11 protein-coding genes and 2 pseudogenes are annotated in these 9,559 nt (G+C 52.3%); 1 reads left to right on the plus strand and 12 read right to left on the minus strand.

The features are described 5' to 3' along the window. Positions 1–11: 11 nt before the first annotated feature. From NE609_RS11795 to NE609_RS11850, 12 genes and pseudogenes are all read right to left on the minus strand, one after another. A complete protein-coding gene (locus NE609_RS11795) occupies positions 12–200 on the minus strand; it encodes a transposon-encoded TnpW family protein (RefSeq protein ID WP_002569233.1) in 189 nt (62 codons plus the stop codon). Further along, on the minus strand, positions 197–1,051 hold the full coding sequence (locus NE609_RS11800; RefSeq protein ID WP_002569234.1) for an ATP-binding protein: 855 nt from the start codon (positions 1,049–1,051) through the stop codon (positions 197–199). Before NE609_RS11800 ends, NE609_RS11795 begins: the two co-directional genes overlap by 4 nt. Next, the gene (locus NE609_RS11805; protein WP_002569235.1) at positions 1,048–1,797 is read right to left on the minus strand and encodes a phage replisome organizer N-terminal domain-containing protein; all 750 of its coding nucleotides are present in this window, start codon (positions 1,795–1,797) and stop codon (positions 1,048–1,050) included. The genes NE609_RS11800 and NE609_RS11805 overlap by 4 nt, the downstream gene beginning before the upstream one ends. Beyond that, a complete protein-coding gene (locus NE609_RS11810; protein WP_002569236.1) occupies positions 1,787–1,999 on the minus strand; it encodes a hypothetical protein in 213 nt (70 codons plus the stop codon). Before NE609_RS11810 ends, NE609_RS11805 begins: the two co-directional genes overlap by 11 nt. Before the next feature lie 185 nt (positions 2,000–2,184). Continuing rightward, a pseudogene (locus NE609_RS11815) lies at positions 2,185–3,806 on the minus strand (relaxase/mobilization nuclease domain-containing protein). Then, positions 3,778–4,176 carry a plasmid mobilization relaxosome protein MobC gene (locus NE609_RS11820; RefSeq protein ID WP_002569238.1) on the minus strand — a complete coding sequence of 133 codons (399 nt, stop codon included), beginning with the start codon at positions 4,174–4,176 and terminating at the stop codon, positions 3,778–3,780. Before NE609_RS11820 ends, NE609_RS11815 begins: the two are co-directional and overlap by 29 nt. Positions 4,177–4,709: 533 nt before the next feature. Continuing rightward, the gene (locus tag NE609_RS11825) at positions 4,710–5,135 is read right to left on the minus strand and encodes a hypothetical protein (RefSeq protein WP_005921288.1); all 426 of its coding nucleotides are present in this window, start codon (positions 5,133–5,135) and stop codon (positions 4,710–4,712) included. 42 nt (positions 5,136–5,177) lie between these two features. Then, positions 5,178–5,375 (minus strand): helix-turn-helix domain-containing protein, encoded by a 198-nt coding sequence (locus NE609_RS11830; protein WP_005921293.1) that lies wholly within the window; start codon positions 5,373–5,375, stop codon positions 5,178–5,180. Then, a pseudogene (locus tag NE609_RS11835) lies at positions 5,353–5,853 on the minus strand (RNA polymerase sigma factor). Before NE609_RS11835 ends, NE609_RS11830 begins: the two are co-directional and overlap by 23 nt. Positions 5,854–5,969: 116 nt before the next feature. After that, positions 5,970–6,674 carry a zf-HC2 domain-containing protein gene (locus NE609_RS11840; protein ID WP_005946129.1) on the minus strand — a complete coding sequence of 235 codons (705 nt, stop codon included), beginning with the start codon at positions 6,672–6,674 and terminating at the stop codon, positions 5,970–5,972. After that, complete coding sequence (locus NE609_RS11845; RefSeq protein ID WP_003533443.1) at positions 6,667–7,179, minus strand: RNA polymerase sigma factor; 513 nt, start codon at positions 7,177–7,179, stop codon at positions 6,667–6,669. The genes NE609_RS11840 and NE609_RS11845 overlap by 8 nt, the downstream gene beginning before the upstream one ends. Before the next feature lie 309 nt (positions 7,180–7,488). Next, the gene (locus NE609_RS11850; protein WP_256152609.1) at positions 7,489–7,698 is read right to left on the minus strand and encodes a hypothetical protein; all 210 of its coding nucleotides are present in this window, start codon (positions 7,696–7,698) and stop codon (positions 7,489–7,491) included. A gap of 141 nt (positions 7,699–7,839) precedes the next feature. Between NE609_RS11850 and NE609_RS11855 the strand changes: the two genes are divergently transcribed. Next, on the plus strand, positions 7,840–9,441 hold the full coding sequence (locus NE609_RS11855) for an MBL fold metallo-hydrolase RNA specificity domain-containing protein (RefSeq protein WP_256152610.1): 1,602 nt from the start codon (positions 7,840–7,842) through the stop codon (positions 9,439–9,441). Positions 9,442–9,559: the final 118 nt, after the last annotated feature.

A 9,559-nucleotide genomic window follows, 5' to 3' on the forward strand; every position in this document is an offset into this window, starting at 1 on the left:
TTTATGGTCGGTCAAATCGCCGTTTTTTGTGTAGCAGCTTCCGCTTCCAGCACTTTCATCATCTTGTCGGCTGCGGTGTCGGTTGCGCCCTGCTTGAAGAAGCCGGAAACGGTAAGGACGGAGTTGCCCATGCGGATTTCCGTCACACAGTCCGGGCGGCGGTCTGTTTTGGTGGTGCTTGTCTGTTTCGTTTCTGTCATAGGCTCTCCTTTCGCTGCTTCATCAGTTGCTTTAAGCGTTCCAGCTTTTCCTGTGCGGTTTCCTTTCGGAAGTTGCTGCCCGTGAAGCGGACGGGGGCGCACATGGAAGTCAGCCTGTCATAGATACGGGCGTGGGGCGTGTCCTGCGGGTGCTGCAATTCCTCCAGCGTGAGGTTGGTCGTGGCGATCAGCGGCTTGCCGCTTCGGTAACGGCTGTCAATCACGCTGTAAACCTGTTCCAGCCCGTATTCTGTTCCTCGCTCCATACCGAAATCATCAAGTATCAGCAGAGGGTAGCTGCAAAGGCGGGAAATATATTCGTTCCTGCCCTCAAAGCTGGCGGCAAGGTCACCCAGTATCGTTGCAAAGTTTGTCATGCAGACGGCAACCTCTTTTTCCATAAGGGCGTTGGCGATACAGGCGGCAAGGTAGCTTTTTCCCGTCCCCACGCCGCCCCAAAACAGGTAGCCGATATTTTCAGCCTGCATGGTTTCCCAGCTCTCCACATAAAAGCGGGCGGTTTCGGTCTGCGGGTTTCTGCCGTTGTCATGCTCAAATGTCCAGTTCCGCATAGCAGGGTCGGTAAAGCCCCGGCGTTTCAAGTCCTCCACTTTTTCAAGGTGCTTCTGTCGGCTTTCGGCGGCTTGCTGCTTTTCACGGGCTGCCCGCTGGCAGTCGCACTCTGCCGGGTGGCGGTCACGCCCGAAACAAGTCTTTCCCTCTGCAAAATAGGCTTCTTTGGGCGTATGGCACTTACCGCAGTATAAAAGCCCGTCCTCGCCTGTGTAGTCCTCCGCTTCGGCGGTAGTGGCTGTAATGTCCGTAATCATAGCTTCAATTCCGTTTTTCATAAGCTCTCGCCCTCCTTGCATGAATAATCGGGTATGCCCTGTTTCGGGGCAGCCTTGCCTTTGGCAGCGTCCTCCTGCGCCCACTTGTAAATGGTGGCTGCATGGCTGTGGTACTGTTTCCCGGTGGAAGCGATATGGCAGGAAAGCCGGTCAATATAATACTCCCACTTGTCGGGCAACTCTGTTTTTAGCCCGGAAAGCTCTGTATCGGTCAGTATCACATTGTTGTATCTGCCATAAGCGGCGGGGGCGGGGTGTCCCGTTTCTCCCTCTCTCTCTTTTTCTATCTCTATCTCTTTCTCTAACTCTATCTCTATCTCTGGTGGACGAATGTCGGACAAATGTCCGCCTTTTGTCCGGGGCGGTAAAAGTGCCTTGTTTTCCAGTCTTGCAGCCCGTTTCCGCTCGGCTTCGGTAGAGGACTGTCCTATCATCAGCTCAATGTCGGTCATATAGAAAGCCCCGCTGTCAAGCTGCTCCACAAGCCCCAACTGCCGGAAAATCTCTAAAGCCCTCTCAACCGTCCCTATCTGGTGGCGGGTCAGTGTCGCTATCATCTGCGCTGTGTAGGGGATATGCTCGTCAAGCTGCAATTTCCCGCCGTTTTTCAGCGATTTTAAGTACAGCTTCAAGAGGATATTGGAGTATAAAATCCCGTCTTTCATATCTTCCAGCAGCACAATGGAGTCGCTGTCAAAAAAGTTCTCTTTCAGCTTGAGGTAGTAATACTTGCGGTTATCTGCCATTGTCCCTGTCCTCCTTTTTCCGGCGTTTGGAGTAGTAGTGGGGGCAGAGTATGATAACCGCCCGGAAGCTCTGCTTGCAGCTATGGGTACAGCCCCGGCAGAGGTCATTGTATGTGATACGATCGCAGGTGGAATTCCCGACTTTCACTTGCCGCAGGAAAAAAGACCATTCCAGCCGCCGTTTCTTGCTCATTCTTGGCATGGGTGCGCTCCTTTCTGCCGTTTCCGCTGGTGTGGCGGTATCGGCGGTAATTCTGTATCATCTCGGTATCATTTTCGGGTTTTTTCTGCCCTATAAGCCCGTTAAAAAATCCTTTGGTATTTGCGGATAGGGTACGGGGCAGCCCCCTTGTTCTGTATAGGTTCGGGTACATTTTGGGGCGGTTTTTATCGTTCCTGTTCCTGCCTTTTCACAGGCTTGCGCTCCCGGTGTAAAATCTGGTCGATATTGCCCTTGACAGTCTGTAAGCGGCGGTATTCCTCCCGTTTTGCCCGGTAATCGTTGTAGCCGCTGTTTTTCTCTTGGATAAGGGTTTCAATCTCTGCTTGCAGGGCTTTATAGCTCGGCAGCTTGGAAATGCCGTTTTCCCTGAAATAGCGGGCGGCTGCGTCTGCTATGATAAAGTCGCTTTCGTACTTCTGACGGTAGGCTGCTTTTGCTTTGGCGTTTTTCTGCTGTTTCAGCCCGTCCCGGACAGGGCGGGTCTTGGAATAGGCAAGCACCTGCCGTTGCAGCTCCTTTTTCCCGTTCAGCGTCTTTTCCATCTGCTTCAGCTCTGTAAGGCTTTCCCGCATGGCGGTATAGGCGGCAGAACAGGCTTCGTCCAGTTCCTCCGGGGAAGAAAAGCCGTACTGCTGATAGGCGGTAACGGTAGCTGCCATTTGCTTTAGGTTGTGCTTTGCCGCCCAGCGGTCATAGCCCACGCCCTTGCCCTCGGCTCGCTTGGCTTCCCGGTCAACCATGCGCTGCAAGGTGTTGTCTGCCGGGGTGGTTTTTGTGGTTTTTCCCCTTGTGACAGCTTTTTAACCGCGGCAGGGTATTCGAGTATGGCTTTGCTCTGTTCGGCGGCTCTGTGGGCGTTCTGCGTAAGCAGGACAAGGACAGCAGCCTTGTCAAAATCGTCCCCCAGCTTCCGGGCTGTGATAGGCTTTGTCCTGTCCGGCGTGAGGTAGGAAAGCCGCCCCCGGCTCTCCTTGACGGTCACACCCTCCCGCAGCAAAAGGGAAGAAAATTCGTCAAAGCTGCCAGCTTGGGAAAGTGCCTGCCGTATCGTCCGGCGCAGCTTCGCCTTGTCCGTTTCAAACTTGGTGGGCTTGGTCGGCTGTCCTGCGGCTTCTCTGACAGCGTTCTCTTTATCAAGGGCAAGCTGTCCTTTCTTTGCCGCCCAGTATTCCCGTTCGGTTATCCGTTCCTTGCTGCCGCTTAGGAGGTCGATTTGGTAAAGCCCCTCCCGGTGGCACATCTCCATGACTTCACTCTTGAAATATTCCATAGCGGCGTTGGTGCAGCGGTGCTTGCAGCCCTCCCGTGTGTCGGCTGGTCTGTCCATGTAGGGCAGAAGCGGGACTTCATAAATCCGCAGGGAGTTGATGACGATATGCACATGGATATTGCCGCTGTGGTTATGCCCGTCCGGGTGGGTGCAGACTAAGGCTTGGTGTCCGGGGAAATGCTCTTTACAGAACTGCTCGCCCAGCTCCTGCGCCCGGTCTACGGTCAAGCCGTTGTCTGTCCCGTCCCGTGGGTCAAAGCTGATGATATAGTGGTGGCTTTTCACATCTTCCCGTTTTTGGTTTTTCTCATAGCGGAGATTAGCCCGCATACAGGCAACAGCGAAATCCTCGCCCCCACAGTTGAGGGAAGAAATGCGGTAATCCTCCCTCGGTATCAGCCGCCCGTTTTCATCAAGGGTGGGCTTCATGGTAAACTCGTCATGCTCAAATGTGAGATAGGCTTCCGCTGCGCCATAGTCCGCATTTTTAGAGCTGATATGTTTGAATGTTGCCAACAGCGTCACCCACTTTCTGCAAGACTTCAAACTTTAGGGCAGCAAGGTCGGAAACCGCCGCCCGTACCTCCCCGGCAAGCTGCGGGTAGGGGCTGTGCCACTCGTTCAGCGTCCGGGCTATCTGGTTTAAGTTGCCGCCGATCCTGCCGTATTCGGCGGTCAGCTTCCCGACAGCGGCAAGCAACTCGTCATTGACGGGGGAAACGGTTATGATGGGGCGTATGGCTGCCCCGGTTATGGCTTGCCGGATAAACTCGGCTTGGCTCATGTTGTAAGCAGAAAGCCTTTCCGCAAACTCGGCGTATTCTTCCTCGGTCATGCGTGTCTTGACTACCCGGCTGCGGTGCGGCGTGTTATATCGTTTTCGCATGGTAAAACCTCCTTCGGCTGTGCGTGGTGTCCTCTCACTAATAGGAGAAAAACAGGGTGTAAAGCGGAACTGTTTTTGAAAAATCCGAAAAATTATTTTGAGGGATTTTCCAGCGGCGTAAGCCGCATAAGCAGGGTTTGGGGAAGGCACTCCCCAACAAGATTCCCGCAGGGGCAAAATGAGCGATAAGCGAATTTTGGTACTGCGGTAGAATCTTGCTCTAAAAAAACTACCGCTTTCCTCGGCGGCTCTGGTTTGCGGATATACTGGCTTGCTCCACCAATATAGCGATTGCGGCGGCGTGTTCTGCCCGCTGTTCACCACTACAACGGTGAAAAGGGGGCGTTTTGGCAAACGCAGCGAAAATTTTTTTATTTTCCCTGTCTGCTCCCTACAACAATCCGGCGGTGTGGTTTGCCAAAGATTTTTGAAAATGGGCGCAAAAAAAGCAGTAACCCTTTTCAAGATTTACTGCTTATCTGCCGCTGTGATGGGCGGCGGTATTAAATTGTCAGCCGTTTTTCAAATGGAATTTATCTGCAATCGCTTTCTTTCCGCTTTCCAATTCCTTTTCTGTAATCTTCCATAATCCTAACGCAATGATCTGCTATCTTTTGCATTCCGAGTTCTTCAAAAAAGGCAATTTGTATTTTCATCAGTTCTTCACAAACAGTCAACTTCTGCTCATCCATATTGCTAATAGCAAGCCATGGGAACGCTTTATATTTCTTAGTGTCCCCAATGAGAAAATTGTACCCTATCAACTCATTTTCACGGAAAACGAAATAGAATTGTGGGCCTGAACCTGGAACTGACTTTTCCATAATTTGCTGCATTGTTCTCACGCCGCCGTATGCCGGAAAAAAACCTATTCGCTCAAGAGCATTTAATATGTCAATCCTTTTATCTGTGGGTATATCTCTATAATTGATAATCTGTTCCATTTGCTCTACCCTCATTGAAGTTTAATTTGTCAGGCTCTAATTATACAACTTTTCTGTTTAGCGGTCAAAGCGGAACTTCAACAGGCTTTCTATCAGTTGCCTGACGATATGCTCCTGCATATCCGTGTTAATCTGTCCGTCCATTTTCGCACAAGAGCGGACATATCCCGCATAATGGGATAGGACGGCGGCAACAGCTTCCGGGTCGCCCTCGCTTGCCTTAACGATTGTCTCATAGGGAAGTAGCTGGCTCATAGGACAAACCCTCCAACTCTGCCCGTAGCCGCCGTAAAATCATCTGAATACGCCGCCCGGTTGTGTTGCCAGCCCGTCCATATCTCCGTCCAATCTCCCTATGCGTCAATCGTTGGAAGTAGTACAAGAAAATGATTTCCTGTTCCATCTGTGATAGTGCGGACAGGGCTGCGGCAAGCTCTGGACTTTCCAAAAGCACCATCTGACCACAGACGAAAAGCGGATAGCTGGTCATGCCGGATTACTCCGCAAAGTATTTATCTGTGGTACTGAATGGATAGTGTTTTTCTTCTATCAGATATTCAAGCGAGATTTCCCGCTTGCGGCGGCTCCGTATGCTCCGGGCTGCGTCTATGGCAGCGTGGCGAATAACAGTCTTGCAAAAGGCATCGTGTGTATGCCGGATATGTTCTTGATACTTTTCGTGTTCGGTCATGGAAAATCCCCCTTTCTGAATAATGGCAGAGGGCGGCAGCATCTTGTGCTGTCGCCCTCTTGATTACCGAACAGCAAAGACGGGCGGGGCTGTCAACGGCGGCGCATTTGCGCCGTTCATCTTGACCGTTGACAGGCTCGGCTGGGTTTGCTATCTGCTCACGGCAATTCACTCTCATTGATAGGAATTGCCTCAAGTTCCGTATTCAAATTGTTCCAATAAGAGCCGATATCCGCACTTGTGAAATACTTAAAACCGCCTGCTGCTGACTTCAATTCGCCGTTTTTAACCCCATAGCAGGCGTAAATCAAATCGTAGCTTGTTCCATCTGAGAGGTTAAATCTAAAACTGGTCACATCTGCTCCGGCAGTTTCCTCAGTCGTTTTGTCTTTTAGGGATAAGCCCTTGAACTTATCATACAGGGTCTTTATATCATTTTCAGCAACAACTACTTTCTTTTCTGCTGATGCAGGCACTCCGTCATAGTGGTACATTTCAACGTTTTCGACATCTTCAACCTCAAATGGGAAGTCGATTTTGACAGGCTCATAAGCAATGTTTATAGGTAACAGAAAGAGAGCTGTAAAAATTGCAATGATACAAAGAGCGATGGAAACGAGAACAGCAATCGTTATCTTTTTTCTGCCTCTCTGCTTTTCTTTTGCCTCATGGCGCATAATAACGCTTTCGCTTTCTTCGTGAAGAACATCTTCGCTCGTGTGAGAAAGCAATTTCTGATAAATTGCGTTACAGTCAGCACAGGCGTTCAAATGCTCTTTTACCATCTCTGCGCTTGCTTCGCTGCAAGCACCGTCAACATACAGCGGAAGAATATCTCGAACAATATCGCATTGTTTACTCATGCTTTTCATCCATCCTTTCTTGAATTTTTAGCTTTGCACGATGATAAGTAACTCTCGCCCATGATTCTGTTTTTCCAAAAATTGCAGCGATTTGTGAAAAAGATAGTTCCCCGAATACGCGAAGCTGAAAGACTTCTTTGTATGGTTCTTCCAAACGGTGAAGAACGAGGTGTATGCGGAACGCCATGTCAGAATCTGCAACTGAGTTCTCAACATTTTCATTTGATGGCAAGTCATTGATTTCACTCACATCAGCTACTCGCTGACGGCTTCGCATTTCATCATGGTAAAGGTTTTTTGCTATGGAGCAGAGCCATGTCAATTCATCTGACTTACCTTTGAATTGTGATGTTGTAGAAACAGCCTTATAGAATGTGTTCTGCGTGATTTCCTCTGCTATCTCACGATTTTTGGCAAGAGAAATAGTATACGAGTATACCTGTAAATAGTAGGCTTTATAGAGCTTTTCATAGTCCATACTTGTCATCACCTCCTTCAGCTTCATAGGTTAGACGGAGAAATCGGAATTTCGTTACAAAGAAGTTTGAAATTTTTATACCTTTACGCTACTCTTGCTTTGTGCGGACTATTGGTAGACGCGCATTAACGGCAAGTAAAGAGATTGCTGTGTCAGCTTGATATGTTCAAATGCTAATTAAGTATAGCATACAGCTATGAATTTTTCTATTGCGTTCCCCTGACTTCGGAATAGTGGCAGGGCTGGCTATCCTTGTTTTGCTTTGTGCTTCTCTACCGTACATGAGCATTTGACGCTTTTTTGACGCCTGTGTTTACAAAAGAAAGATTTACAGAGTTATAACGAGATATAAGAAGATGTGCGAAAAGCCTTGATGTTAAGCCACTTTTCAGTAAAGCTCATAAACACTTGTAAAGACTTTATAAGACGATGTTCGTCTATAAAATCAATAAAAAATAGCCGCTCAGCGGCTATTTTTTCGCGCATGGGGCGGGGAGCGCGTAAGCGCGCATCCGCCTGCACATGGCCGTTCCGAATGATGGCCAAGCGGCTCGCCCCTGCGGGGCAACCGCCGCAGATAGCCGATTTTTTATTGCAATACAATAAAAAATGCTCGGCGCATCCTTTCTTGTGCGATCCGCCCGGATGTAGTACAATAGGGACAAATGAAACAGGGAGGCTGGGCTTATGCAACTGTCCTTTTTTGGCGCGGACCACGAGGTCACCGGCAGCTGCCACTATTTACAGGCGTGCGGGAAAAAAATCCTCATTGACTGCGGCATGCAGCAGGGCCCCGATGAATATGAGCATCAGGAAATCCCCTTTGCGCCGGGGGAAATCGACTATGTGCTGCTGACCCACGCGCATATCGACCACTCCGGCCGCCTTCCCCTGCTGGCAAAGCTGGGCTTCCGGGGCGCGATCTGCGCGACCGACGCGACCTGCGACCTCTGCGGCATCATGCTGCGCGACTCCGCGCACATCCAGGAATTTGAGGCCGAGTGGAAAAACCGCAAGGGCAAACGCGCCGGCCGCGAGGAGATCGAGCCGATGTACACCATGCGGGACGCGGAGGCGGCGATCTCCCAGCTCGAGCCCTACGTCTACAACCAGGTCGAACAGCTCTGCGACGGGATCGCCATCCGGTTCATCGACGCGGGCCACCTGCTCGGGTCCGCGAGTATCGAACTGTGGGTCACTGAGGAGGGCGTCACCAAAAAGCTCGTCTTTTCGGGCGATGTGGGCAACCTCAACCAGCCTCTCATCAACGACCCGAGCTATATCGCGGAGGCGGATTACGTCGTCGTGGAATCCACCTACGGCGACCGGCTCCACAATCCCCCGCCCGACTATGCCGAAAGCCTCGCCCAAATCATCCAGCGCACCTTCGACCGGGGAGGCAACGTCGTCATCCCCTCCTTCGCCGTCGGGCGCACGCAGGAGATGCTCTATTTCCTGCGCGACATCAAGGCGCGCGGGCTCGTCCATGGGCACAACAACTTCCCCGTCTACGTCGACAGCCCGCTGGCCGTCGAGGCGACGAGCATCTTCCAGGACAACCGCGCCGACTTCGACGAGGAGGCCACCGAGCTCATCCGCCACGGCATCAATCCCATCACCTTCCTCGGCCTGCACCTCGCCATCACGAGCGACGAATCCAAGGCCATCAACTTCGACAACACCCCCAAGGTCATCCTCTCCGCGTCGGGCATGTGCGAGGCGGGGCGCATCAAGCACCACCTCAAGCACAACCTCTGGCGGCCGCAGTCGACCGTCGTCTTCGTCGGCTACCAGGCGGTCGGCACCCTCGGGCGCGCGCTCATGGAGGGCGCCAAATCCGTCAAGCTCTTCGGCGAGACGATCGAAGTCGAGGCCGAGATCGTCTCCCTCGAGGGGGTCAGCGGCCACGCCGACCAGGCCGGGCTGCTCCGCTGGCTCGACGCGTTTGAAACCCCTATTGAGCGGATCTTCGTGGTGCACGGCGAATCGGACGTGTGCGACTCCTTCGCCGCCCTGCTCGCCAACCGCTACAACGTCCCCGTCACCGCGCCCGACTACGGCGCGGGCTTCGACCTTTTGACCAACACCATGCTCGAGCCGGGCGTCAAGCGCGAGGTCATGAAGCCCGCCGCCAAGCCCGAAAGCGTCTACACCGGCGTGTTCGGCCGCCTCTACGCCGCCGGGAAACGCCTTATGGCCGTCATCGAGCACAACAGGGGCGGCGCCAACAAGGACCTCGCCAAATTTGCCGACCAGGTCAATTCCCTCTGCGAAAAGTGGGACAGATAAGCGCGCGTCCCTTTGGCATCCCGACCATAGGGCAGGAGGGTCAGCGACCCTCCCCCGTGTGCCCTGATTGACCGCATACCCAGGCGGGGGGGGGGGGGCGGGGGGGGGGGGGGGGGGG

Source organism: Anaerotruncus sp. DFI.9.16, assembly GCF_024461615.1.
In the GTDB taxonomy this organism is placed as follows: Bacteria; Bacillota; Clostridia; order Oscillospirales; family Ruminococcaceae; genus Anaerotruncus; species Anaerotruncus massiliensis.

Excerpts from the sequence above, each read along its gene's own strand:
- NE609_RS11795 (WP_002569233.1), bottom strand. The coding sequence starts at position 200 with ATGACAGAAACGAAACAGACAAGCACCACCAAAACAGACCGCCGCCCG.
- NE609_RS11800 (WP_002569234.1), bottom strand. The coding sequence starts at position 1,051 with ATGAAAAACGGAATTGAAGCTATGATTACGGACATTACAGCCACTACC.
- NE609_RS11805 (WP_002569235.1), bottom strand. The coding sequence starts at position 1,797 with ATGGCAGATAACCGCAAGTATTACTACCTCAAGCTGAAAGAGAACTTT.
- NE609_RS11810 (WP_002569236.1), bottom strand. The coding sequence starts at position 1,999 with ATGCCAAGAATGAGCAAGAAACGGCGGCTGGAATGGTCTTTTTTCCTG.
- NE609_RS11820 (WP_002569238.1), bottom strand. The coding sequence starts at position 4,176 with ATGCGAAAACGATATAACACGCCGCACCGCAGCCGGGTAGTCAAGACA.
- NE609_RS11825 (WP_005921288.1), bottom strand. The coding sequence starts at position 5,135 with ATGAGGGTAGAGCAAATGGAACAGATTATCAATTATAGAGATATACCC.
- NE609_RS11830 (WP_005921293.1), bottom strand. The coding sequence starts at position 5,375 with ATGAGCCAGCTACTTCCCTATGAGACAATCGTTAAGGCAAGCGAGGGC.
- NE609_RS11840 (WP_005946129.1), bottom strand. The coding sequence starts at position 6,674 with ATGAGTAAACAATGCGATATTGTTCGAGATATTCTTCCGCTGTATGTT.
- NE609_RS11845 (WP_003533443.1), bottom strand. The coding sequence starts at position 7,179 with ATGAAGCTGAAGGAGGTGATGACAAGTATGGACTATGAAAAGCTCTAT.
- NE609_RS11855 (WP_256152610.1), top strand. The coding sequence starts at position 7,840 with ATGCAACTGTCCTTTTTTGGCGCGGACCACGAGGTCACCGGCAGCTGC.